We start from the raw sequence: 26,401 nt of genomic DNA on the forward strand, positions 1-26,401 counted from the left end.
TCTCTAATGTTTTTGAATGAAAAGTTTGGTATTTACATCATCAAAAGCAACTTCAATACCCTCCTTTATTTCATCTTTAATTTTTAATTCTTCCGTTAATGTCTCCGTTTTAATATAATCCATATTAGTCTCCACTGCATGGACTATAAGTTCATCTTTTTGAAGGGTTACATCAATTCGGTCTGTTACTTCAAAACCAGAATCTTTACGTAAATTTTGAATTCGGTTTACTAATTCCCGTGCAATACCTTCTTTGCGCAATGCATCAGTGATCGTAACGTCCAGCGCCACCGTTAAAGCCCCCTCGTTTGCAACTAACCACCCTTCTATATCCTGTGATGTAATTTCTACATCTGTGCGTTCTAATGTAATATTTTTTCCATTAACAGCAATATCCAAACTGCCATTTTGTTCCATAATGTTAATATCTTCTGCCGTAAAACCAAGGATAACATGAGCAATCGCTTTCATATCCTTACCAAACCGAGGGCCAAGTTTTTTAAAATTAGGCTTTATCTGCTTCACCAAAATGTCAGAAGCATCCTCAAGCAGTTCTATTTCCTTGACGTTGACTTCATGCTTAATTAAATCGGACACCGCTGCAATTTCTTCTTTTTGCTGGGCCCCATCTACGGGAATCATTATTTTTTGAAGCGGTTGTCTTACCTTGATTTTTTCTTTTGCTCTTAACGATAAAACCAAGGAAGATATTGTTTGAGCACTTTCCATTTTACGTTCCAGGATCTTGTCCACATACCTCCCGTCAAAAACAGGGAATTCAGCTAAATGGACACTCTCGAACGGTTCTTTTTGGGTTATCGTATTTAAGTCCAAATATAATCTATCCATAAAGAACGGGGCTATGGGTGCACCAAGTTTGGCGATGGTAACCATACAGGTATATAAGGTTTGATAGGCCGAAATTTTATCCAGTTGGTAATCGCCTTTCCAGAAACGCCTCCTACTTAACCGTACATACCAGTTGCTCAAATAGTCCTGAGTAAAATCCGATAGGGCTCTGGCGGCCTTTGTAGGCTCATAATCCTCATAGAAAGCATCCACTTTTAATATTAAGGTATGTAATTCTGACAGAATCCATCGATCTAATTCCGGACGTTGTTCAATCGGTAAATTGGCTTCGCTAAACTTGAAATAATCCAAATTGGTATATAGTGCAAAGAACGAATAGGTGTTGTAGAGGGTTCCAAAAAACTTGCGTTTTACTTCCTCTACCCCTTCTATATCAAATTTTAAATTATCCCAGGGGTTAGCATTGGAAATCATGTACCAACGGGTGGCATCGGCACCATACTGATTCAGCGTTTCAAAAGGGTCTACGGCATTGCCTAAACGCTTAGACATTTTTTGTCCGCTCTTATCCAGTACCAATCCATTGGACACCACATTCTTATAGGCAACCGAATCGAATACCATGGTACCAATGGCATGAAGCGTGTAGAACCATCCCCGAGTTTGGTCAACCCCTTCAGCAATAAAATGAGCCGGAAAGGTTTTGCCTTCGTCGATCAGATCCCTGTTTTCGAATGGGTAGTGCCACTGCGCATATGGCATAGAACCGGAATCGAACCATACATCAATCAAGTCACTTTCACGTAACATCGGCTTGCCGCTGTCTGAAACCAATACAATTTGATCGACAATGTTTTTGTGTAAATCGATTTTTGCATAGTTTTCTTCGGACATATCTCCGATTTTAAAATCGTCAAATATAGCCTGCTGCATCAGCCCTGCCGCAACAGCTTTATCCATTTCATGCTTAAGTTCTTCAACAGAACCGATACATTTTTCTTCCTGACCATCTTCGGTTCTCCAAATAGGTAAAGGGATTCCCCAATACCGTGAACGTGATAAATTCCAATCGTTAGCATTGGCCAACCAGTTACCAAAACGCCCTGTACCTGTTGCCTTTGGTTTCCAATTGATGGTTTCATTGAGTTCAAACATACGATCTCTAACCTCGGTAACTTTAATAAACCAGGAATCCAGTGGGTAATAAAGGATGGGTTTATCGGTACGCCAGCAGTTAGGGTAACTGTGCTTGTATTTTTCAACCTTAAAGGCTTTGTTTTCTTCTTTTAGTTTGATAGCCAGTTCAACATCGACAGAGCGGTCCGGTGCTTCACCTTCGTTATAATATTCATTCTTCACATATTTACCGGCAAATTCACCCATCTCTGGTCTAAACCTGCCCTGTAAATCTACCAATGGCACTAAATTCCCATTCTCATCCTTAACGAGCATTGGAGGAACCTCTGGGGTGGCTTGTTTGGCTACTAGGGCATCATCAGCTCCAAAGGTTGGAGCCGTATGGACTATCCCCGTACCATCTTCAGTGGTTACAAAATCTCCCGAGATAACCCTAAAGGCATTTTCCGGATTTTTATTGGGCAAGGCATAGGGCAACAGTTGCACGTATTTGATCCCTACTAAATCAGTTCCCTTACATTCCGCAATTATCTGGTATGGAATCTTCTTGTCTTCTTTGGTGTAGGCATTTAAATCCGCATTTTTCTCAACCCTAACGAACTTCCCCGAAAATTGATAATTTACCAATTTCTTCGCCAGGACCACATTTACAGGTTCAAATGTATATTGGTTATAGGTTTTAACCAGTACATAATCTATTTTAGGCCCCACGGTCAATGCGGTATTGCTTGGCAAGGTCCATGGTGTGGTCGTCCAAGCCAGGAAATGAATATCTCCAAAACCTTGTAACACGTCGGGTAACGTTTCGCTCTTGGCCTTGAATTGTGCCACCACCGTGGTATCCGTTATATCCTGGTAGGTTCCCGGTTGGTTCAATTCATGTGAACTTAAGCCCGTACCCGCTTTTGGTGAATAGGGTTGAATGGTATAGCCTTTGTAAAGCAATTTTTTATCATAGATTTGCTTCAGTAACCACCAAACGCTTTCCATATATTTAGGTTCATAGGTAATATATGGATCCCCCATATCTACCCAATAGCCCATCTTTTGGGTCAAATCGTTCCAAACATCTGTGTAACGCATCACCGCTTTTTTACAAGCTGCATTATAGTCTTCAACAGAAATAGATTGACCAATATCTTCCTTGGTAATGCCTAATTCCTTTTCTACACCAAGCTCAATGGGCAACCCATGGGTATCCCAACCTGCTTTGCGCTTTACCTGAAAGCCTTTAAGGGTTTTATAGCGGCAAAAAATGTCCTTTATGGCTCTTGCCATAACATGGTGTATCCCCGGCAGACCATTAGCCGATGGCGGCCCTTCATAAAACACATAGGACTCCTGTCCTTCTCTTGAAGTTATACTCTTCTCGAAAATGGCATTATTTTGCCAATAGGTCAGAATATCTTCCGACACTTTTGGCAAGTCCAGTCCTTTATATTCAGGAAAATTCATCTGGTATATATTATTTTCTTTCATTCACAGATGGAAACTTTCAATATTAAACCCTAGCAATACTTTAAATGACTAGGAATGAAAGTTTTCCCTTCATTTGATCCTTTTTCTAATAAGGTTGCGAATTTAAGGAATTTTGAGAAAAAAGTAATGCTGTTAAGGCCCTAATTTAAACTATAAAATCCACTACATCTTCAATCTTTGAAACTAACATGATTTTAATCCCTGCAGGCTTCAATGAAATTTTATTGAATTTCGAAACAAAAATGCTTGAAAACCCTAATTTTTCGGCCTCAAGTATGCGTTGTTCCACACGTTGTACGGGACGGATTTCTCCGGATAGACCCACCTCAGCGGCAAAACAAATATTTTTTTGAAGGGGGACGTCTTCATTAGAAGATAAAATTGCAGCAACTACGGCCAAATCTATGGCCGGATCATCAACTGTTATACCTCCGGTTATATTTAGAAACACATCTTTTGCTCCCAAACGGAAACCTGCCCGTTTCTCTAATACAGCCAACAACATGTTTAACCGCTTGGCATGGAAACCTGTGGTGCTGCGCTGTGGTGTTCCGTAAACCGCCGTACTTACCAAGGCCTGAACTTCAATCATCAAGGGACGTAACCCCTCTAATGTAGCGGCAATGGCATTACCGGATAATTCTTCATCCTTTTGGGAAATCAATACCTCCGATGGATTGGATACTTCACGCAATCCTGAACCCTGCATTTCATAAATCCCCAATTCATTGGTTGATCCAAAACGATTTTTATGGGCTCTTAAAATTCTAAAAACATGATTACGGTCGCCCTCAAACTGGAGAACCGTATCGACCATATGCTCCAGAATCTTAGGGCCTGCAATCGTCCCGTCTTTAGTAATATGACCTATTAAAAGAACAGGTGTTGCCGTTTCTTTGGCAAATTTTATAAGTTCAGTTGTGCATTGTTTAATTTGTGAAATACTCCCCGACGATGATTCTATATAATCACTGTGCAAGGTTTGAATAGAATCAATAACCACAATATCAGGGTCTAAGGCTTCAATTTGCTTAAAGATATTTTGAGTTTTGGTCTCTGTTAAAATGTAACAATGCGTCTTATCGGAGTTAATACGTTCTGCGCGCATTTTTATTTGCTTCTGACTTTCCTCCCCTGATACATATAAGGTTTTATAGGGCAATTTTAAGGCTACTTGAAGCAGCAAGGTACTCTTACCAATACCGGGTTCACCTCCCAATAAGATTAACGATCCCGCCACAATACCTCCTCCTAAAACACGATTGAACTCAGCATCGAAGGTATCCAGACGTGGCTCTTTGGAAGTATCAATATCATTAATATGTAATGGTGTAGTCGTTCGTTTTTCAACAGATGTCGGGGATTTCCAATCCCCTTTTTCCGGTTTTTGGATAAGTTCTTCAACAATGGTATTCCATGCCTTACAGGCATTGCATTGCCCTTGCCATTTGGCATATTGATTGCCACAGTTCTGACAAAAAAAAGCCGTTTTTACCTTTGCCATAGGGTTAGTTGGTTGTTAACCGGGAGTTGGTTGTCATTTCTTTTATTTGCTAAAACCCATAAACAATAAGGCTTTAACCTCATTCAAAAAATGATTTGTTTAATACCCAAAATCCTGTTTTATTAAATCGGCCTTTTCCAACATCAAATCTTTGGTGAGACCGGCTATTTCATCTAAAATATATGCTGATTGATAGGTTCGCATTGCCTTTTTGGGTTCACCCGTCTCTTCGTAAAATCTTGCTAAATAATAGTTCCCCAACAATGTTTTCGGATAGTGGTCCCGAGCCATTTTACCCAACTCCTCATAATACTTAAAATCTTCATTTTTCTCGATAGCCGCAGCAATTGCCTTGAAGTCATTGATCAGAATTTGCTTTTCAATGGCAAATAAATCGTATATCGTTTGGTATTTCTCCTGAAGATAGGCCACCGGGGACTCTTCCAACTTTAAAATGGTGTCTTGGTATTCCCTTTTAGATATGGGCTGAAACACAAAAAAGATGCTTTCCAAAGCCCGAGGAATGGCATGTGCCGGAACCGAATAATGTGATGGGTCCTCAAACGTATCATATTTATAGAACACATTCGGGTTATCTGTAGTCTTAATGCTCGTATTCAAGGCCTGCGTCATATCCCTTATGGACTTGGAATCATTATTGGTGTTCGCCAAATAATAAAACAATTTGGATTCCAGTTTAGCCAAACGTTCCGGGACATACTCCAACATATTCGGCGCCAATTCTGGGCTAATCACCACATAGGCCTGAAATAATGGTTCCGGCTTTAGCAGGTAGTAATTTATAAAATTTGCTGTTTCACCATGGCCGATGGCCACACGAAAATTAACAGTTCGGTACTTGTTTTCAATATAAGGCATCAGTTCCATGCCTACAAACTCAAAAAAAGCAGCACCGGTATCAATGGGTAACGAATTTTGTTCAGAGTACATGCAATCCTCATAGCGTTTATCCATTTGGTTCACTCCCACCACTATCGCTTCCGGCATATCTTCCCAATAGGAATAATAATCGACATTGCCCGCTACAGCTTCAAACAAATAATCGCCATCCAAAACAATAACAATGGGATAGGCTTTATCTTTATTACTATTATATCCTCGTGGTAATTGTATTTTAAGCTGACGGGATTCTCCCAGTCTGGATGATTCTAGGGTTTCGTAAATGACCTGGGCGTTGAGGATGTTAAACCCAAAAAAAAGTAGCAAAACATAAATGATTGAGCGCTGCATTGTATAACTGATTTGAGATTGACCTGAGCAAGTTAATAAAAGTATTTCGGATTTTTGACTTAAGATCCAAAAAGCAAAGGTCCCACTATTGCTTTTGTGCCCTTTTTCTATTGTAAATAGGCAGAATCATAAAGGATAAGACCCCCAAAACAAAAATCATAAAGGTTTGCGATGACCAAATAATCCATCCAAAGGCATAACTTGGATCTTTAGGCAGATCAAAAAGTAACAAGGCTCCCAATACGGCAGCAGGATAGAAAAACAAACCTCCATTGGTCGCGGCGATGGTAAAACTACCAGCGATAAAAGCTATAATGGCTGCAGAAAATGAAATGTTTTCTAAACCATCTATAGCAAAAGCGGTCACATAAAACATGAGGACATACATGGCCCAAATAAACAGGGTATGAAAGATATAAGCCCATTTTTTTTTCATTTTAAATATGCTTAGTGAACCTTCTATCAGACCATTGACGAAGGCCTTTATTTTTAACGCAAATTTGGAGTGCCCTCTTTTTACAACCCACAAAAAAAATAACAGTAATACCCCCAATGATACCATGGCCAATATTACTTGCTTCGGGTCAAACTTCTCAATTAAAAACCCATAAATGAAATCAAATTGAAGGCATAGCGTCAAGATAATGATTCCCAACATGACCAACATATCGGCAATACGCTCGGCGACTATGGTTCCAAATCCTTTTTCAAACGGGACCCCTTCATAATTAGATAATACAATGGCTCTTAAAACTTCTCCGGATCTTGGTATGCCATAATTCGTAATATAGGTAATGAAAACCGCCATAATACTATTGGGAAGTCTGATATGGTACCCCATGGGTTCCAACTGAAATTGCCAGCGATAGGCTCGTGACAAATGGCTTAAAACCCCAAAGAAAACGCCCAAAGCCACCCACCAATAATTAGCGGTCTTAAAATAAGGAATGATATTAGAAATTGGTATTTTTGAAAACATATACCACCCAAAACCAATAGCCAATAAAAGTGGAATTAGGATTTTTAAAACTTTTTTTCTCTTGGTATTCAAAAGTCTATTTTAATAGATTGGTTGCTTCATCCGGGAAAACTAATGAAGGTTTGAACCCTTTTGCTTCTTCTATATCCATAAAGGCATAGGTAATTAATATGAGTGTGTCACCCACAGAAACTTTTCTGGCAGCAGCTCCATTGAGGGTAATTTCACCAGTTTTACGGGGACCGGGGATACAATAGGTTTCAAGACGTTCTCCGTTATCGTTATTCACGATCTGAACCTTTTCTCCTTGAATAATATTGGCAGCATCCATTAAATCCTCATCAATAGTTATACTCCCTATGTAATTGAGGTCTGCACCAGTACATTTTACCCTATGAATCTTAGATTTTACTACTTGAATTTGCATGTCGCAAAGATAATTAATTTAGTCCGATATTATCAATAAGTCTGATATCATCTGCATATACGGCAATAAAGGCTCTATATGATTTTTGCCTCGTTTTCCTCTGTATCGGTTTTAAGGTGTCTTGGTCGGCAATATTAAAATACTCCAGTTCGAAAAACTCGTGAGCAGAAAACTGTTGTTCAACCCATTTGGTAACCTCATCGGCACTTTTTGTAACAAATTGCGCCTTTGCAGTCGTTAAGGTTTGATAAATGAAAGAGGCTGCCTTTTTCTGTTCCGAAGTTAACCGTGCATTCCGGGAGCTCATGGCCAATCCATTGGGCTCGCGTTGAATTTTGCAGCCTATAATCTGAACAGGAATATCATATTTATGAACCAGCCTTTTTATAATGGCCAATTGCTGAAAATCCTTTTTCCCAAAATAAGCCTTATGAGGGGCAACAATTTCAAAAAGCCGTTTCACCACAGTACCAACACCATTAAAATGACCCGGTCTGAATTTACCTTCCATTTCCTGCTCCAAACCATCAAAATCGAATTGTTGGGACTCGATGTGTCCTCCATAAATATCTTCTACTGTTGGGGCATATACCACAACCCGGTCTTCTCCAAGGGTTTGAAGCAAGGCAACATCATCCTGTAATGTCCTCGGGTATTTTTCTAAATCAATCGCATTATTGAATTGCGTGGGATTGACAAAAATACTAACAACAACCTTGTCGTTTTGATTTAACGCTTCTTTCACCAGGGCCAAATGCCCTTCGTGCAATGCCCCCATGGTTGGCACAAAACCAATGGAAAGATGTTCGCCCCTAAAGGATTCCAATTCAGCTTTAATTTGTTTTTGTTCTTTATAAACCTGCACCTTTAATAAAAAATTAACGCGTGCAAACTTAAGATTTTACAGTCAATCTGCATAAATTTTTGTAATTTTGCGTGTTTTTTATTTTGAATCTTCAAAAGCAATCTATTTATGAAAGATAAGAGGATATTGTATGTATCATCTGAAGTAGTGCCTTATTTACCAGAAACTGAAATTTCTTCAATGTCATTCGAAGCTCCCAGATTAGTGAACCAGCAAGGAGGCCAGATTCGAATTTTTATGCCGAGATATGGAAATATAAATGAAAGAAGGCATCAATTACATGAGGTTATAAGACTTTCTGGAATAAATTTGGTGATCAACGATTTAGATATGCCTCTTATCATTAAAGTAGCCTCAATTCCTAAAGAACGTATTCAAGTTTATTTTATTGATAATGACGAATATTTCAAAAGAAAGGCGACCTTAACCGATGAAGACGGGCAATTGTTTTCCGATAATGATGAGCGTGCCATTTTCTTTGCCAAAGGTGTTATTGAAACCGTGAAAAAATTAAATTGGTCTCCGGATGTCATTCATGTTCACGGCTGGCTGGCATCTCTTTTACCACTATATCTAAAAGAATACTATAAGGATGAGCCTTTATTTAATGACAGCAAAATAGTCACGTCAATTTACAATCAAAGTTTTAATGACACGTTAAACAAGGATATGTATAATAAAATTAAATTTGACAATATCAATGACGAGGCCATTAAACCACTTGAAGAACCGACCTATAACAATCTAATGAAGGTGGCCATAGACTATTCAGATGCCTTAATCATCGGTTCTGAAACCATTCCAGAAACTTTAGAAACTTACTTAACAGACTCCAAAAAACCAGTTTTAGAATACAAATCTAAAGATGAATTTGGTGAGGCATATACTAACTTTTTTAACGCCGAAGTATTAAGCTGAACCCCTATAAATTCATTAGACAATCCCTATGAAGAAGATCATTAAAGCCCTGAAGCCCTTACTTATTTTTGCATTAATGCTAGCTACTTTTATTGCCTGCGACAAAGATTTTAATTCCATAGACAGTGATGTTTTGGGTAAATCTAATGCAAATTTCAATACGGCCAAGCTCAGCATTGAAAGTGTTCGTGCATACAATAAAAAGTTAAGCAAAATTCAAGTGAATGGTCTAAACTCAAATCTGTTGGGCGTGTACAATGACCCCATTTTTGGATTGACCACGGCAAGTATTGTGACTCAAATTACGCCAACTTCCTTTAATCCCGATTTTGGCGACAATCCTGTTATCGACTCGGTTATACTGAACATCCCCTACTTCAGCAGGCAGGATGGTGTGGACGATGATGGCAATGCGACCTACGTCATGAATAAGCAAGATTCTTTATATGGTGATGAAAACAGTAAAATAGTACTCTCCATTTACAAAAACAATTACTTTTTAAGGAGTTTTAATCCGAATTCCCAAAATCAGGAAGCACAGAATTATTACTCGTTCGCCGAAAACACACCGAATATGGCGGAAAACTTCATTGTGACAGAAAATGGTGAGGTCAATTTTGATGCCTATAAAGGCGAATTAATATATAGTAATCCTGACTTTTTTCCCAGTAATAATCCGATAATCACAAAAACCGGTGAAGGAGATGAGGCCAGTCTTAACTATGCTGCTCCAGCTTTAAGGGTGAAATTGGACGAAGCTTTTTGGAAAACAAATATATTGGATGTAGAGGGTAGCAGTGAACTCAGTAACGACAATAATTTCAAAAATTATTTCAGAGGGCTATATATAAAAGCAGAAGCCATTTCCGGGGATGGCAATATGATTCTATTAGGTTTAAATTCCACAGGTGCCACCATTACGATTTATTATTCAAAGGATTCGACTTCCGATAGTAATAGTAGAGTACAGTCTACCTATGCCTTTAATTTTTCCGGCATCAAGCTAAACACCTTAACGAATGATTACAGTACTGCACCGGAACCATTGGTAGACGGCAACAGTACTGAGGGGGATCAAAAACTCTATTTAAAAGGGACCGCAGGATCCATGGCCGTTATCGATTTATTTGGCAATGCATATACTTATGGTGAAGACGTGCCAGACGCCCTGGTTGATTTGAGGAATGTATTTCTCGATGCAGAAAACAATCCAACCAAACTTATAAACGAAGCACATTTGGTTCTTGTCGAAGACCAATCCCTAACGAGTGGAGAGGACCACAACTACGACAGGCTTTATACGTATGATATAAAAAATAATACCAAAATCCTTGATTATGATTTCGACCCTTCCGAAAATAGCACCTCACCGGCTTTTTCAAAACTCGTCCATCTTGGCTTAAGAGACACCTTATCAACAAATCCCCTTACCATCGGGTATAAAATTCGGATTACCGAACATATTAAAAATCTGATATATAGAGATTCTACCAACACGCAATTAGGACTGGTTATATCCAACAATGTGAACTATACCAACAATGTCAATCTCTTAAACAGCACCGATGATGTGTCCAGAGTTCCTGCAGCGACACTATTAACCTCACGGGGAACGGTTTTATTCGGAAACAACACAACCAGCGATAGCAAATTAAAACTAGAACTCTATTATTCTGAACCCGACTAACCTAAAATGGGTTTCAAACCATTTTTGGTAACCCTCATCACTCATTATTTTGAAGACCGGTTCAGCATGTAGTTAATATTATTTTTGCATATTTGTTTAGGCTATTAAAATGTATGACTTATGTGTGGCATTGTAGGATATTTAGGAAACCGAGAAGCTTACCCCATAATTATTGAGGGCCTGAAACGTTTGGAATACCGTGGTTACGATAGTGCGGGAATTGCTCTTTTGGACGGCAAAACTTTAAATGTATCCAAAACCAAGGGGAAGGTCGCCGATTTGGAACAGCAAGTGCTTCATAATACAGATCCAGTGGGTCATATGGGCATTGGGCACACCCGATGGGCCACACATGGGATTCCTAATGATATAAATTCCCATCCCCACCTTTCCAATTCCGGTAATTTGGTCATCATCCATAACGGTATTATTGAGAATTATGGATCCCTCAAGCTGGAATTAGTTTCACGAGGTTACTCCTTTACATCAGAAACGGATACCGAGGTTCTCATTAATCTTATTGAAGATGTCAAACAAAAAGAAAACCTTAAACTCGGCAAAGCGGTACAAATTGCATTGAACCAGGTTGTAGGCGCTTATGCTATAGCGGTATTTGACAGAACCCAGCCGGACGAAATAGTGATTGCCCGTTTGGGCAGCCCTCTAGCGGTAGGAATTGGTCAAAACGAATACTTTATTGCCAGTGATGCTTCACCATTTCTGGAGTACACGAAAAACGCCATTTATCTGGAAGATGAAGAAATGGCCATCATCAGATTACATAAAGACATTAAAGTTAGAAAAATTAAGGATGATTCATTGGTAGACCCCTATATCCAAAGGCTTCAAATGAGTCTGGAGCACATTGAAAAAGGGGGTTTCGACCATTTTATGTTGAAAGAAATCCATGAACAGCCGAGGGCCATAAAAGACACCTATCGCGGACGCCTTAACAAGGAACAAGGTTTGATTAAAATGTCCAGCATAGAAGACCATCTCGAAAAGCTTCTTAACGCCAACAGGGTTATTATAGTTGCCTGTGGCACATCATGGCATGCAGGACTGGTAGCCGAATATATTTTTGAAGATATTGCCAGAATACCCGTCGAAGTAGAATATGCTTCGGAGTTTAGATACCGTAATCCCATTATTACCGAAAAAGATGTGGTCATTGCCATATCCCAATCCGGTGAAACGGCCGATACCCTGGCGGCTATAAAATTGGCCAAATCTAAAGGGGCTTTTGTATATGGGGTATGTAATGTGGTAGGTTCCTCAATAGCCAGAGAAACGCACACCGGAGCCTATACCCATGCGGGTCCGGAAATTGGAGTGGCTTCGACCAAGGCATTTACCACCCAAATAACCGTATTGACCCTTATGGCACTGCGTTTGGCAAAAGCCAAGGGCAGTATTTCAGATTCACATTTCAGACAACTGCTTATCGAACTGGATCTCATTCCACAGAAGGTGGAATTGGCCTTACAATCGGACGCCCATATCAAAATGATTGCAAATACCTATAAAGACTCCCGTAATTGTTTGTATCTGGGGCGAGGATACAACTTCCCGGTCGCCCTTGAAGGGGCTCTGAAATTAAAGGAAATTTCCTATATCCATGCCGAAGGGTATCCCGCTGCCGAAATGAAACATGGTCCGATAGCCTTAATAGACGAAAATATGCCTGTGGTGGTCATTGCAACCAAAAAGGGCCATTATGAAAAAGTAGTGAGCAATATCCAGGAAATTAAATCCCGCAAGGGCAAAATCATAGCCGTAGTCACACAAGGTGATACCCAAGTGAGAGCCCTGGCCGATCACATTATTGAAGTCCCCGAAAGTTCAGAAGTGCTGTCACCACTCATTACCACCGTGCCACTCCAACTCTTATCCTATCATATCGCTGTACTGCTGGGTAAAAACGTAGATCAACCCAGAAATCTGGCAAAATCGGTTACGGTAGAATAATAAGATCTGTCCGGAATTATCTTTAAACTATTATTTCGGATAGTTTGAAGGAAAAAATAATAAACTTTGAATCAGAAAAATTTGTAAATTTATAAGAAAATATCTCACCTTATTAAGGTATTATCAAATTAATTGGGGTCTTTTTTAATACTTTTTACTATGCATGCATAATTTTTATTTATTTTTAAAAACTAAATGGTCTTCTTATGACTTTTAAATACATCTCTATGAAAGCAATTCTTCCCTTCTTAATTTTGTTTTTTAGTGCAATAGCAACCTCCCAAACTACAATTACGGGTACTGTAGTCGATGACAGTGGACTGCCAATTCCCGGAGCCAATATTCTTGTATTAGGAACCTCTTCGGGGACCGTGACCGATTTCAATGGTGATTTTACCCTGACATACAGTCAAACCCCACCATTTACCATACAAGCAAGTAGTGTGGGATTTGAAACAGTGACTGTTGAAGTTACAGCTAACAACCAGGTTTTGAATATAGTGCTTGTAGAGGGCACATCGCTGGACGAAATCGTCATTTCTGCTTCCAGAACCCCAGAACGTATTTTCGAATCTCCTGTTACGGTTGAACGTTTAGGTATTAAGGATATTAAAACTACTACTGCTGTTGATTTTTATGACGGATTGGAAAACCTCAAAGGGGTTGATGTCAATACCAACAGTTTAACTTTTAAATCGGTAAATACCAGAGGATTTGCGACCTTTGCCAACAACCGCTTTATGCAATTGGTGGACGGTATGGACAACTCCACACCCGCATTAAATTTCCCCATAGGAAATTTGGTGGGAATGATAGAAACCGATGTCCAGAGTGTTGAATTGTTACCCGGGGCTTCCTCGGCCCTATATGGTGCCAATGCCTTTAACGGGATTTTATTTATGAGAAGTAAAAGTCCTTTCGACCATTCCGGAATCAGTAGCCATTACAAGCAAGGTATTACGTCCCAGGAATCGGCCGGAGATAATACATACACAGACTTTGGCCTTAGAATAGCCCATAAGTTTTCCGACAAATTTGCCGCTAAAGTGAATTTTGGATATATAAAAGGAACCGACTGGATGGCCACCAGTGAAGAAGACAAACTGGCCAGAGGATATACTCGAGCCAACCCTGACTACGACGGCATAAATCTTTATGGTGATGAATTAGCGGTTTCTTTAAATTTCGACAACATTGCCATTGGGTTAGGCCTTTTACCCCCCGACACACAATTAATGGGGCAACAGGCCATAACCAGAACGGGGTATAACGAAAGAGATTTGACCGATTATAATGCGGAAAGTGTTAAAGCCGATTGGGGATTATACTATCGCCCATGGGGAAATGATTTCGAAATTCAATATGTCGGTAAGGTGGGTACAGGTTCTACCATTTATCAAGGATCGAATCGCTACTATATTGATGGCTTTTTCCAGCAGCAGCATAAACTGGAAATCAGAAACAACAATTTCTTTGTAAGAGGGTATATTGTAACAGATAAGGCGGGAGATTCGTACGACATGACCAACACCGCGAGTAAAATTAATAACGCCTGGAAACCACTTGAGGATTGGTATGAAGATTATGCAACTTATTATATTGGAACTTTTTTGACCACATTGGGGATGGGCGGTACGCCTAACCCAGGTATCATACATCAAGATGCGCGTGATTTTGCAGATACCGGCAGATATGAACCCGGAAGTCCTGAATACACAGCGGCATTCAACAGGAGTATCACGGATCCAAATTATATTACAGGATCTAAATTCCAGGACCAGTCCAAATATTATCATGGCGATGCCAATTACAATTTCAGCCATTTATGGGATGTTGCCGAAGTGCAGGTTGGGGGTTCCTTCAGACAATACAGTTTGAATTCATCAGGAACCATCTATACCGATTATGACGACACCATAGACTATTCGGAATATGGACTGTACACTCAAATTCAAAAGAACTTTGATCTGGATGAAACATTAAATTTAAAATTAACGGGGTCCGTCCGTTACGACAAATCCGAATTTTTTAATGGCTTCTTTTCTCCTCGGTTTTCCGCGGGATTAACTATAAATGAAAACCACAATGTAAGGGCCTCCGTGCAAACCGGATTTAGAAATCCAACCACCCAGGATTTATTTATCGGGTTGGATTCCGGATTAGCGCGATTAATAGGATCAGCTCCGGACAATTTAGATCGGTACTCTGCTAATTACACGACAAGTGCCTTTGCCCAACAAGTTGTTGGACAGCCCGGCAGCATTACCCAAACCGGAAGGGCCGCCTATGAGAATTCATATACGGTGAGTTCTGTTTTTGCTTTGGCCGACACCGGCGATCCAAGCGTTTTAGAGGTTGCTAATCCGGACATCGTAAAACCGGAGCAAATCACCACTTATGAAGTCGGGTATCGTGGCAAGATGTATCCGGTTACCATTGATTTTAGTGCTTATTATAACACCTATAAGGACTTTTTAACCCAACCTGCTGTGGTGTCTCCTTTATACGGCGATGTAACCGACACTACACCAGTACCTGGTGTCGGTTTACCACTATCTACCTTGGCCATTGCCAACGGCGATTACGTGATATACAGTACATACACCAACTCACCAGCCGATGTGAGTTCCTATGGGGCTTCGTTAGGCATTTCAACCAAGATCTTTGGGAATTATGATTTAAGCGGTAGCTATACCTTTGCCAAATTAGAATTTGACCAGGAAAAATATCCGGATTTTACAACCAATTTTAATACGCCGGAACATAGAGTTAAGGCTTCTTTTGGAAATACGGCCTTATTTAAAAACTTTGGATTCAATGTAGCCTGGCGTTGGAGTGACGATTACTTCTGGGAAGCCACTTTTGGTAATGGTGCCGTACCTGCCTATCATGTTTTAGATGCGCAAATCAATTTGACCATCCCAAGTTTAAAATCCATCTTTAAATTGGGTGCTACAAATCTCATGGGGGATGAATATACCACCGCTTTTGGTACCGGTTTTATCGGTTCGATGTATTTCGTTTCCTGGACCATAAATAACCTGTAAAATAATTTGTAAACGAAATAAAAGCGCCTTGATCTACAAGGCGCTTTTTTCTTGTCAAAAATGAAAAAAACAACTTTTATTTTAAATTAAAAACTATATCTTTGCAGCGCGAAAACGGAAAGGGTTTTCAATCAATTAAATAGCTTAACAAAAACATAAAAAGTAATGTCTAAAGTTACAGGTAAAGTTGCACAGATAGTAGGTCCGGTTATCGATGTTGAATTCGCTGCTGGTTCAGAACTTCCAAAAATTTATGATTCATTAGAAATACATAGACCTGATGGTTCTGTATTGGTGTTAGAGGTACAATCGCATATTGGTGAAGATTCTGTTAGAACGATTGCCATGGATTCATCTGATGGATTGAGCCGAGGAACTGAAGTAACGGCTACAGGAGCACCAATTCAAATGCCTGTTGGAGAAAATATTTATGGACGTTTATTTAATGTTATTGGCGATGCCATTGACGGTCTCGGTGACTTGCCCAAAGCTGGAGAAGCCGGATTACCCATTCACAGACAAGCCCCTAAGTTTGAAGACTTATCCACATCAACAGAAGTGTTGTTTACCGGTATTAAAGTGATCGACCTCATTGAACCTTATGCCAAAGGGGGTAAAATTGGATTATTTGGTGGTGCAGGGGTAGGTAAAACGGTATTAATTCAGGAGTTGATCAACAATATTGCCAAAGGACATGGTGGATTATCGGTATTTGCCGGTGTGGGAGAACGAACCCGTGAGGGAAATGACCTGTTAAGAGAGATGCTGGAATCTGGGATTATCCGTTATGGGGATGCATTTATGCACTCCATGGAAGAAGGCGGATGGGATCTGTCTAAAGTGGATAAGGCTAAAATGAAGGAGTCTAAAGCCACATTCGTATTCGGACAGATGAACGAACCTCCAGGAGCACGTGCTCGTGTGGCCTTATCGGGTTTAACCATTGCCGAGTATTTCCGAGATGGTGCCGGTGACGGTCAAGGAAAAGATGTGTTATTCTTCGTCGATAACATTTTCCGTTTTACCCAGGCAGGATCGGAAGTATCTGCACTACTCGGGCGAATGCCTTCTGCGGTAGGATACCAACCCACATTAGCTACCGAAATGGGTGCCATGCAAGAACGCATTACCTCAACTAAAAAAGGATCCATTACCTCCGTGCAAGCCGTTTATGTGCCTGCGGATGACTTAACAGACCCGGCTCCTGCAACAACCTTTGCACACCTGGATGCCACAACCGTATTATCTCGTAAAATTGCGGAGTTAGGAATATACCCTGCTGTGGATCCTTTGGATTCCACCTCAAGAATTTTAACTGCTGATATTTTAGGAGCAGACCATTATAACTGTGCCCAACGTGTCAAAGAGTTGCTACAACGCTATAAAGAATTACAGGATATCATTGCCATTCTTGGTATGGAAGAGCTTTCTGAAGATGATAAATTAGCGGTAGGTCGCGCAAGACGTGTACAACGTTTCTTGTCACAGCCTTTCCATGTTGCGGAGCAGTTTACCGGTATCCCAGGGGTTTTGGTAGACATTAAGGATACCATTAAAGGCTTTAATATGATTATGGATGGTGAGTTAGACCACTTGCCGGAAGCCGCATTTAACCTCAAGGGAACCATTGAAGATGCCATTGAAGCTGGTGAAAAAATGCTGGCGGAGGCCTAGTCCATAAAAGACAGATAAATTCCAAAACATTAAATTCCATATTCCCTAAAGTCCCCTTGAAGGAATTTAGACGTTTAATATTGAAATTTTAAAACCATATGTATTTAGAAATTGTATCCCCAGAGGCGACCTTATTCAGCGGAGAAGTAACCAGTGTTGCCGTCCCCGGGGTTAATGGTGAATTCCAAATGTTAAAGGACCACGCCCCTATCGTGTCCTTGCTAAAAGAAGGTCTTGTAAAAATCTATGGAAATATAGAATTGGATGAAGAGGTTGAACATAAATTTACCAAGGGGGAGAAAGGGACTACGCTGTTGAAAATCAACTCCGGAACTATCGAAATGAAAGATAACAAGGTTATTGTTCTTGCAGATTAAGGGCGATCACTCGGATAGATATTAAAGGCCGTTAAAAAAGTAAAGGTACTGTCACGCGGAGCACAGTGGAACTGTATTTAATTGTTGAAAATCAATGATGGTTTCAACACCGCTCAAACTGACAAAGAAGACTTACGACTTTCTTAACGGCCTTTGTTATTACACTTTTATAAATATCTTCCTTCTATACAGGATATAGGCTAAACATAAATAAAAGGCCACCACACTTAAAGCATATAACAATGAAGACATGTTATCGCTTATAAATTCATGAACAAACACATGACGATACAACCAAGAGTGAATATTAGTGTCTCCAACCTTCGTTAGATAAAAGGTTTTACTGATAAAACTGGATAAAAAGTAAATGGTAATCGCATTCATTCCGGTGTATTTAAAAATAGTTCCAAATTTCACCTTCCTTTCATCACTTAAGTAATAAATAATGCTCAGGATGAGCGTTCCCCAACCACTGGTTACCAAAACAAAACTACTGCTCCAAAGGGCCTTGTTTATTGGAAACCATAAATCAAAAATATAGCCTGTTAGCAGTAAGCCCCCTGAAATTAAAAGTAAAAGTTTAGAGCTTTTAAAGGCACTCAGCACTTTCCCTACCAGAATTCCAAAAAGACAAGTCACTACAGCCGGAAAGGTACTTAAGATCCCTTCCGGGTCGTAATCTTCTTTCCACATATGGCTTCCTAATACGTTTAGGTCCAGATAATTCGCCCAGTTATTGGGAGCACGATCAAAGGTTGGCCATTCGCCATTGGGCAATGGCACAAATCCCAGCAACAGCCAATAGCCTATTAATATGCTAACGCTCAGACCCAATAATGCTTTCCAGTTAAAATTGAGGTATAAAATGGCGGAGATAAAAAATACAATTCCTATACGCTGCAAAACACCAAAAAACCGCAGGGTTTCAAAATCCTTAATAAAAGGAGCATAGGGTAAAAACAGACTTAAAAAAAGTCCCAATCCAATAAGTTTGACACTTCTAATGGTTATTTTTTTATATGTTGAGGCCTCATTGGCTTTATTTTTATAGGCCAGATGAATGGAGATCCCTACGATGAATAAAAAGAATGGGAAAATCAAATCTGTAGGCGTCAACCCATGCCAATCCGCATGTAATAGGGGCGGATAAACATGGCTCCACGTCCCCGGCGTATTCACCAAAATCATAGCTGCGATGGTAAATCCTCTCAATAGATCGACAGATTCTATTCGGTGTGCCATATGCTGGTTTTAATTTTTAGGTTTTCAGGACGCTTCCAAAAGTTTAAGCCCCACTGTCATTAATATTAAAAATACGTTCTTTGGCCTCCTTTAGGTACATCCTCCCAATAGGTATTTTTTTATCTGCTATTTCAATCGTATTACCATCTAAGGCCTTCACCTGACTAATAGACACCGTGAATGATCGGTGTACCCGAATAAAATTGGAGGACGGCAATTCTTCGGTTATGGCCGTTAATGATTTATGGACCACATAATCTCCTAAATTAGTGATAACTTTTATGTAATCTTTTAAACTTTCAATATAAAAAATATCCGATAAGTAAACCTTGATTAGTTTTTTATTAACTTTTAAAAAAATATGGGGTTCCTGGTGCAGATTAGAGTCACTCGAACCGCTGGTTGATTGCTTGAGTTTATACACCTTATTTATGGTTTTTAAAAACCGGTTAAATGGGATAGGCTTCACCAGATAGTCGGTCACATCCAGTTCAAAACTTTCAACGGCATACTCTCTGTAAGCTGTGGTCACCACAATTAAAGGCTTATATCCCAAATTTTGCAAAAAGGTAAATCCGGTCATTTGAGGCATATTGATGTCCAAAAAAATCACATCTGGTTGGCTCTGTTGAAGCTCCTCAAATGCTTTTAGGGGGTTGTTAAACGTATTGGAAACCTCTATATTATCAAATTCCTTCAAATGGCTTTCAATAACTTGAATAGCTAAAGGTTCATCGTCTATAATGGCACATGTAATTTTCACGTGATTAATTTTTATTTAGTTCACCGGAATTTTCAAAAATAAGCTGTAAATCCCATTATCCACGTTTGTTTGTAAAATAAAATCCTTTCCAAACAAAAGTTTTAGCCGTCGCAATGAATTAGAAATCCCTATGCCCTTTTTCTCTTCATCTACAGTTTCAGGATTAAAATTGTTCGAGATCCTAAATTCGAGGTACCTTTCATTAATTATTTCAAAACTCATATCAATCTTAATCTTATCATTGCTCTTTAATCCATGTTTAAAACAATTTTCAACAAAGGTGATCAGCAGTAATGGAGGTATTTTAATGTCATCTAAATCTCCCGTAATATGCATTTCGGTTTCCACCCTGTCCTTAAACCTGAGGTTTTCTATATCTATATAATTATTGATATGATCTATTTCTTGCAATAAACTTGCTTTGGAATCCTGTACTTCATAGAGCACATATTCCATCATATGCGATAATTTTAAAAGGAGTCGGGGCATACTATCGGACTTGCTTAACGCAAGTGCGTATAGGTTGTTAAGGGTGTTAAAGAAAAAATGGGGTTGGACCTGGGTTCTTAAAAATTTCAATTCCGTACTTAACTGCAATTGGGACAGTTCCTCATTGCGCTTTTTTTCTATACTCCAATCTACCAGTACCTTAATAGCAGTAACAAAAGTAATCACATAAAGCTCTCCCAGTGCAACGACGATAAAGTGATTGAAATCCAAAAAGGATACCGGCCTGCCCAATTCAGGGGATAAAACCCCAGTAACCGTAAAAATAAGTGACGTTCTTATAATGTAGACCAGTACTAAAATAAGAAAAATAGCCCCTATATAGTTTAGATACTTTTTCTTTAGGAATAAATTGGGTATTAAATAGTACACATTGAGATAAATAACAATAATGTGTATGGGGAATTCGACTAAATTGGTTTTAAGGGAATACGCAAAATCATTGAAGAAACTCCCCCATCGTATCACATTAAACGTAAAATAGCCTATCCAAAAAATAACGTGATATTTAATTGGAATCGTACTTCCGACTCTTTCCTTGAGAGGTGTAAAAAAAGGACCTTTAATAATTGTTCTCATTTCAGGATGGGCTATTTTTGGTATCTATTTATGAATTCATTATCATTTTTTCACAACCCTTTTTATTCAAATGATATTAGGGACCTAATAATCTAAAAACAGATGATTGGTTATTATTATTTCCTGACACTAGATACTGTTGGTTATTTATGCTAATCCATTCTAACTGCTTCAAATCGAATGGCAAAAACAGTCCAGTTTTATCTGAATTTAAAGGTTTAAAACTAAAATCCCCTTCATTTAATAAAACCAACCCATATCCGGCATCATTTCGAGGGGTTTCTATCTCTGAAACGAATAAGTTGCCTCCAATGATAATATCTTCATCCCCATCATCGTCAATATCGGTTGTTAAAATATCATTAATTGAAGATATCTGAGTCAAATCGGGAAAAGGCATAAAACTATAATCCCCATTCCCGTTATTCTTCATCACGCCACTTTTAAAGTTGTAACATAATAGATGTAAGGCTTTTTCCAGGTTCTCTTTGCCATAAATATCCGCTACTGTAGATTTACCAAATTCGTCATAGGTGGGAATTATTTTTTTTATTTCTGGAATTTGTTCTGTAGAACAGGATTTGCCCCGCACCGGGAACAATTCTCCAAAATTGTAGTAACTCAAAACAATATCACGCTTTCCATTCTCATCAAAATCATCGTAATACACTTCAAATGGTTCGCTTGAACTTGCTTTGTATTTATAATTATCTCCAACATTACCTAGGATATAATCGTCATCACCATCTTGGTCCAGATCAATCGCTTTAAGAGAAAAATACCATCCTGTTAAACTATCCAATTTCGTTAAGGTTGTTTTTTGAAAATGGTTATCGGTATTCTCTAAAAATGTTGGTGCCATCCATTCTCCTACCACGCAAATATCGAGATCATCATCATTATCAAAATCCGTCCATACAGCATCAGTAACCAACCCAATGTCTTTTAAATCAGGGGCATTTTCCAATGTAATGTCCTTAAAAATACCTTTATCGTTCCTTAAAATATAGCTACTTGCCGGTGCCGGGTAATCATGTGGTATATGCCTTCCGCCTACAAAAATATCCAGATCACCATCCTTATCAAAATCGGCCGTACGTATTCTCGATCCACTATAATTTAAATGTTCAGGCAGCAAATCCATTCTCTTAACAAATCTTCCTGATCTGTTTTCATAGAGTCTATCTGCATAACTTAAAGCATTTGCCGGAAATTCATTTCCACCACTTACCACAAAAAGGTCTAAATCGCCATCATTATCAAAATCGAAAAACGTAGCATCAACATCTTCAAAAAGAGCGTCATCATTAAATGCCTGGTGCAGGTCAAATCCCCCTTCTGTGTTTTGAGTGTAAAGTGATGACACCGTACCAGATGCCTGTCCAAAATAAAGATCATCCCTTCCATCAGCATTAATATCTCCAACCGCCATGGCTGGTCCAAACTGAGACAATTTATGCGGTAAGAGTACCTGTTCCTGATAATCATCATAATCATTCTCTTGATGGACTAATTGTTCCATTACATTCGATTGTACAAAATACTGAGGGCTAGAATGATGTCCCGTAGCCTTTGTGATATTTTTTTCATCATAGGCTATAAGCATGCGCTTGTTGATTTCAGGATTAAAGAATTTTTGATACTTCTTATTAGGCCATATCACTAGCATAGAATCAATTACCGTTTCATCACCTAAACCAACATGAATTCTTGGGGGTATGGACGATTGATAGCCCCGAACGCTGTAGTTCTCAAATACCTGTTCCTTGTCGTTGGTATAAATAATGGTTTTAACACCTATCCCCTTGGAATTATTGGGCAACCCTTTAAATTCAATATCCAAATAATTACGGTGTTGTTCATTGGAATTATTCCTTAAAATTAAGGCCGTCTCATCTACATTATTTACAACAAGATCCAAATCACCGTCATTATCCAAATCGGCATAAGCAGCACCATTAGATAATGATTTTAAATTATTCTCCAACCATACATCAGAACAATTTTTAAAGGAAAGGCCTCCTTCATTTTTATAAAAATAATTTTTATGGGGCCTCGATGGCATTTCCTCCAGTAGAAACATGATTTTTTTCTCGTTCGTCAAGGCATCGGGATTGTCATGCCTATACTGCTTCATCATGTTGTAATAATCCTTATTCCTGAAATCCTTTTTTATACCATTAGTAATAAATATATCCTTCAATCCATCATTGTCAAAGTCCGCTAACAAGGGTGCCCAGCTCCAATCGGTATTGGAAATTCCGGTAATTTGACCAACATCGGAGAAAAATGGTACACCCGTACTGTCAATATGGGTGCTGTGTTTAAGCAAAACATTGTACATGTATTGGTAATGCTTTCCAGCTTCAACATTTTTGTTGAATTTCTCCGGATTCATACTTGCCATACTGGTTTTCATCCCATAATTATCTTCAGAAACCATGTCCAATGTCATGATATCCATGAAACCGTCATTGTCGAAATCGGCAATATCATTACCCATTGAGAAATTGGCGATGTGATTGGTCGCACTTTTTATAACCTCTTTAAATGTGCCGTCCTTTTGATTGATATACAAATAATCCGGTTCATCATAATCATTAGAAATATAAATGTCCGGCCAGCCATCTATATTTAAGTCGGATACTGCAATCCCCAAACCATAGGATATGGAGTTGGAGTAAATTTTAACCTCTTCTGTTCTGTCAATATATTTGCCATCCTCATTAACGAAGAACTTATCCCCATAGGCAGAAAACAAATTGGAATCATTATTTATTGAAATGGTCTGTGGATTATGATTCATTAGATACATATCCAAATCACCGTCGAGGTCAAAATCTATAAAAGCAGATTGAATAGAATTGGAGGTATCATCTAAGCCATAGTCTTTTGCCGCTTCCTTAAAAACAGGAATCCCATCGCCATTGATTCCTGTGTTTATAAATAATTCATTGGTTAACATCGAAGGTCTGGCATAAGGTCCGGAGCGACATACATAAATGTCCAGCAGTCCATCATTATTTATATCGACCATGCTCGTCCCTGTTGCCCATCCCCTTTTACCTTTGGTATGCGATACCTCCGATATGTCCTTAAATTCAAGATTACCCTCATTTAAATACAGATGATTATCTCCCAGATTGGAGGTAAAATAGATGTCATCCAAACCATCGTTATTAACATCTCCAATGGCCACACCACCTCCGTTATATACATATTCATAAATGAACGAATTGGTGAGTTTATCTACGGGAATTATATTTTTAAAGTTTATTTTGGAGTGTTTACTATTTACTTCTTCAAATAAATAGAATGTCCCGGAGTCCTTCTTACAGGAACAAAAACCAATAACAACCAAAAGGATAAGGTATCCGCTTGAAATCTTCATGAAGTTTACTTTTTGTTTACTAATTGACCTAATCTAAAGTATTCAAAAATCGTATAAAAAAGAGGTTGATTATATAGCAATCAACCTCTTTAAGAAATTCACATTATTAACACTTATTATTTCGCATACCAAAGTTTGGTTCCCTGTAGATCAGGCCCTTGTGCAGAAAGTACAGCATCGTAATTCGGATTGGACTGGGCTCCGCCTCCGTAACGCATACGTTGAGGATAGGCTCCGTTTAATTCTCCTAATCCAAAAATAACAGCATCCGATACGCCGGCTGCTAATTCCGAAGGATATCCTGTATCTCTAACTACAGCCCAGGCTTCAAAACCATCAGTATATGAAGCAATCCATCTTTGAATGGCAATCTTTTCAAGTTTTTCTTCCATGGTCCCCGTAGTGATATCGGCCATAGGCTCACTGGCAATGTAATCATCGCCGGAGACATTCCATAATTTCATAGCCTCTCTAATACCGGACTCATAAAGAGCTTGGGCATCACCTGATCCTATTCCTCTGACAACGGCCTCAGCCTGCAAGAAATAAGATTCCGCACTGGTTAAAATGATCTCCGGATAGGCATTTACCTGAGTCCCTCTTTTATGGGTTACTGTTTCACTCGGAATACTGAACATTTCATATCGTATGAACGGATACGTATCACTATTTATTCTGGAGGGCTGTCCAATATATTGGCCAGACGGTACCTCTATAGTGGTTACATTTCCTGCAACCGACATTGTATACTCAGCACTAGAGGCATCTAAAGCAGAAATAACGAAATTCAAGCGATCCTGAAAGTTAGGATCAGTACCATCATCAGTATAGGCAAAACTACCTCCAGGTGCCGGTAAAGCATAGGCGGATAATCTTGGATCATTACTGTGTTTCAGTGTATTTAAAAGCGTTGCTCCCATCGTCCAGGAAGCACCACTACCAACTCCAAAGTCATGCCACATGTCGCCGTAGGAAGAGGAAGCCCATTCACTAATTATAAAGTCTTTTTTCATTACTGCACTACCTGTTTGGTCATCCAAGAGCGGTGCACTTAAGGCACTGGTAATGGCCCCTTGGGCGAAATTATCCCCATCGGCTCCTAATGCACGCATGGCTATTCTTAACTTTAAGGTGTTGGCCAATCGCTTCCACTTTTGCAGATCTCCACCACAATAAATATCGTTGGAACCGGCATCATCTACACCAAGACCGGTACGCTCAGCAGATCCTATAAGGGTCATTGCATTTTCCAGATCGGCTATAATGCCTTTATAGACATCTATTTGAGCATCGAATTTTGGATTTAATATGCCATCCACGCCAGCTTCACTGAATGGAACCATTCCATAGATATCCGTATACATCTGGAAATACAAGCCTTTCATGATCAATGCCATGGCATACATGTATTGGTTTTCAAATTCACCGCCTTCCTTGGTCAAATCAAGAAAGCCTTTAATCTGGCCGAAATGACCAGCTATCCAACCATATGTGGCTCCCGAATAACTCCCGTTATAATTATAGCATAAATCATCGCCCCACCATGAATTGTCATGCCCAAAGGTAAAATGCCCGGCAAACCTATCCGAATGGATTAAATGTGCCCGCCAATATGGAAAACGATCCGGTGCATAAAGTCTTACTTGAGCACTCGTTAAAAAGAACTTTGCACTCACCTCGTCTGAAGTAAACCCAGTCTGGCTGGTGTTTATCTCATCGAAATCATCGGTACATGATATAGCCAGTAATGCAAACATGGCTAACATCGAAAGTTTAATATATCTCATAGTTATCAA

General features: G+C 39.2%; 17 protein-coding genes. 6 read left to right on the forward strand and 11 right to left on the reverse strand.

Translation table 11 applies throughout. The annotated features are described in order from the left end of the window. Positions 1–3 precede the first annotated feature (3 nt). From ileS to panC, 6 genes are all read right to left on the reverse strand, one after another. Entirely contained in the window at positions 4–3,426 is a 3,423-nt protein-coding gene (gene ileS / locus MR054_RS03645) for an isoleucine--tRNA ligase (RefSeq protein WP_242156214.1), read from the reverse strand. A 145-nt stretch (positions 3,427–3,571) separates the two neighbouring features. Continuing rightward, complete coding sequence (gene radA / locus MR054_RS03650) at positions 3,572–4,930, reverse strand: DNA repair protein RadA (RefSeq protein WP_242083978.1); 1,359 nt, start codon at positions 4,928–4,930, stop codon at positions 3,572–3,574. 99 nt (positions 4,931–5,029) lie between these two features. Further along, positions 5,030–6,181: an alpha/beta hydrolase gene (locus tag MR054_RS03655; protein WP_242156215.1), complete on the reverse strand. Its 1,152-nt coding sequence runs from the start codon at positions 6,179–6,181 to the stop codon at positions 5,030–5,032. Between the two features lie 85 nt (positions 6,182–6,266). Beyond that, complete coding sequence (locus tag MR054_RS03660) at positions 6,267–7,232, reverse strand: lysylphosphatidylglycerol synthase transmembrane domain-containing protein (protein WP_242156216.1); 966 nt, start codon at positions 7,230–7,232, stop codon at positions 6,267–6,269. Positions 7,233–7,236: 4 nt separating this feature from the next. Beyond that, complete coding sequence (panD, locus tag MR054_RS03665) at positions 7,237–7,587, reverse strand: aspartate 1-decarboxylase (RefSeq protein ID WP_242083975.1); 351 nt, start codon at positions 7,585–7,587, stop codon at positions 7,237–7,239. 13 nt (positions 7,588–7,600) lie between these two features. Continuing rightward, positions 7,601–8,452 (reverse strand): pantoate--beta-alanine ligase, encoded by an 852-nt coding sequence (gene panC / locus MR054_RS03670; RefSeq protein ID WP_242156217.1) that lies wholly within the window; start codon positions 8,450–8,452, stop codon positions 7,601–7,603. 108 nt (positions 8,453–8,560) lie between these two features. On the opposite strand from panC, the gene MR054_RS03675 reads away from it, so the two are divergent. The 6 genes from MR054_RS03675 to MR054_RS03700 all read left to right on the forward strand — a co-directional run bounded on the left by MR054_RS03675 (position 8,561) and on the right by MR054_RS03700 (position 18,123). After that, complete coding sequence (locus MR054_RS03675) at positions 8,561–9,370, forward strand: glycogen/starch synthase (protein WP_242083973.1); 810 nt, start codon at positions 8,561–8,563, stop codon at positions 9,368–9,370. A 28-nt stretch (positions 9,371–9,398) separates the two neighbouring features. Continuing rightward, on the forward strand, positions 9,399–11,057 hold the full coding sequence (locus tag MR054_RS03680; RefSeq protein ID WP_242156218.1) for a BamH family beta-barrel-assembly machinery protein: 1,659 nt from the start codon (positions 9,399–9,401) through the stop codon (positions 11,055–11,057). A gap of 120 nt (positions 11,058–11,177) precedes the next feature. Beyond that, positions 11,178–13,025, forward strand: a complete 1,848-nt coding sequence (gene glmS / locus MR054_RS03685) for a glutamine--fructose-6-phosphate transaminase (isomerizing) (RefSeq protein ID WP_242156219.1) — start codon at positions 11,178–11,180, stop codon at positions 13,023–13,025. A gap of 227 nt (positions 13,026–13,252) precedes the next feature. After that, positions 13,253–16,072 (forward strand): TonB-dependent receptor, encoded by a 2,820-nt coding sequence (locus MR054_RS03690; RefSeq protein WP_242156220.1) that lies wholly within the window; start codon positions 13,253–13,255, stop codon positions 16,070–16,072. 165 nt (positions 16,073–16,237) lie between these two features. Beyond that, positions 16,238–17,746 (forward strand): F0F1 ATP synthase subunit beta, encoded by a 1,509-nt coding sequence (gene atpD, locus MR054_RS03695; RefSeq protein WP_242083968.1) that lies wholly within the window; start codon positions 16,238–16,240, stop codon positions 17,744–17,746. Between the two features lie 98 nt (positions 17,747–17,844). Further along, complete coding sequence (locus MR054_RS03700) at positions 17,845–18,123, forward strand: F0F1 ATP synthase subunit delta/epsilon (RefSeq protein WP_242083967.1); 279 nt, start codon at positions 17,845–17,847, stop codon at positions 18,121–18,123. 159 nt (positions 18,124–18,282) lie between these two features. Here the strand turns inward: MR054_RS03700 and MR054_RS03705 are convergent, their stop codons facing one another. The 5 genes from MR054_RS03705 to MR054_RS03725 all read right to left on the reverse strand — a co-directional run bounded on the left by MR054_RS03705 (position 18,283) and on the right by MR054_RS03725 (position 26,392). Continuing rightward, a complete protein-coding gene (locus tag MR054_RS03705; protein WP_242083966.1) occupies positions 18,283–19,365 on the reverse strand; it encodes an acyltransferase family protein in 1,083 nt (360 codons plus the stop codon). A 43-nt stretch (positions 19,366–19,408) separates the two neighbouring features. Next, entirely contained in the window at positions 19,409–20,128 is a 720-nt protein-coding gene (locus MR054_RS03710) for a LytR/AlgR family response regulator transcription factor (protein ID WP_242156221.1), read from the reverse strand. Between the two features lie 15 nt (positions 20,129–20,143). Next, positions 20,144–21,214, reverse strand: a complete 1,071-nt coding sequence (locus tag MR054_RS03715; protein ID WP_242156222.1) for a sensor histidine kinase — start codon at positions 21,212–21,214, stop codon at positions 20,144–20,146. 76 nt (positions 21,215–21,290) lie between these two features. After that, positions 21,291–24,605, reverse strand: coding sequence for a VCBS repeat-containing protein (locus tag MR054_RS03720; RefSeq protein ID WP_242156223.1), 3,315 nt, complete (start codon positions 24,603–24,605; stop codon positions 21,291–21,293). A gap of 116 nt (positions 24,606–24,721) precedes the next feature. After that, positions 24,722–26,392 (reverse strand): SusD/RagB family nutrient-binding outer membrane lipoprotein, encoded by a 1,671-nt coding sequence (locus MR054_RS03725; RefSeq protein WP_242156224.1) that lies wholly within the window; start codon positions 26,390–26,392, stop codon positions 24,722–24,724. Positions 26,393–26,401 lie beyond the last annotated feature (9 nt).

Origin of the sequence: Aestuariivivens sediminis, assembly GCF_022662105.1 — a bacterium.
Lineage (GTDB): Bacteria > Bacteroidota > Bacteroidia > Flavobacteriales > Flavobacteriaceae > Aestuariivivens > Aestuariivivens sediminis.

What these genes read in the sequence shown, in the direction of transcription:
- ileS (WP_242156214.1), bottom strand. Translation starts at nt 3,426, where the DNA reads ATGAAAGAAAATAATATATACCAGATGAATTTTCCTGAATATAAAGGA.
- radA (WP_242083978.1), bottom strand. Translation starts at nt 4,930, where the DNA reads ATGGCAAAGGTAAAAACGGCTTTTTTTTGTCAGAACTGTGGCAATCAA.
- MR054_RS03655 (WP_242156215.1), bottom strand. Translation starts at nt 6,181, where the DNA reads ATGCAGCGCTCAATCATTTATGTTTTGCTACTTTTTTTTGGGTTTAAC.
- panD (WP_242083975.1), bottom strand. Translation starts at nt 7,587, where the DNA reads ATGCAAATTCAAGTAGTAAAATCTAAGATTCATAGGGTAAAATGTACT.
- MR054_RS03675 (WP_242083973.1), top strand. Translation starts at nt 8,561, where the DNA reads ATGAAAGATAAGAGGATATTGTATGTATCATCTGAAGTAGTGCCTTAT.
- MR054_RS03680 (WP_242156218.1), top strand. Translation starts at nt 9,399, where the DNA reads ATGAAGAAGATCATTAAAGCCCTGAAGCCCTTACTTATTTTTGCATTA.
- glmS (WP_242156219.1), top strand. Translation starts at nt 11,178, where the DNA reads ATGTGTGGCATTGTAGGATATTTAGGAAACCGAGAAGCTTACCCCATA.
- MR054_RS03690 (WP_242156220.1), top strand. Translation starts at nt 13,253, where the DNA reads ATGAAAGCAATTCTTCCCTTCTTAATTTTGTTTTTTAGTGCAATAGCA.
- atpD (WP_242083968.1), top strand. Translation starts at nt 16,238, where the DNA reads ATGTCTAAAGTTACAGGTAAAGTTGCACAGATAGTAGGTCCGGTTATC.
- MR054_RS03700 (WP_242083967.1), top strand. Translation starts at nt 17,845, where the DNA reads ATGTATTTAGAAATTGTATCCCCAGAGGCGACCTTATTCAGCGGAGAA.
- MR054_RS03705 (WP_242083966.1), bottom strand. Translation starts at nt 19,365, where the DNA reads ATGGCACACCGAATAGAATCTGTCGATCTATTGAGAGGATTTACCATC.
- MR054_RS03715 (WP_242156222.1), bottom strand. Translation starts at nt 21,214, where the DNA reads ATGAGAACAATTATTAAAGGTCCTTTTTTTACACCTCTCAAGGAAAGA.
- MR054_RS03720 (WP_242156223.1), bottom strand. Translation starts at nt 24,605, where the DNA reads ATGAAGATTTCAAGCGGATACCTTATCCTTTTGGTTGTTATTGGTTTT.
- MR054_RS03725 (WP_242156224.1), bottom strand. Translation starts at nt 26,392, where the DNA reads ATGAGATATATTAAACTTTCGATGTTAGCCATGTTTGCATTACTGGCT.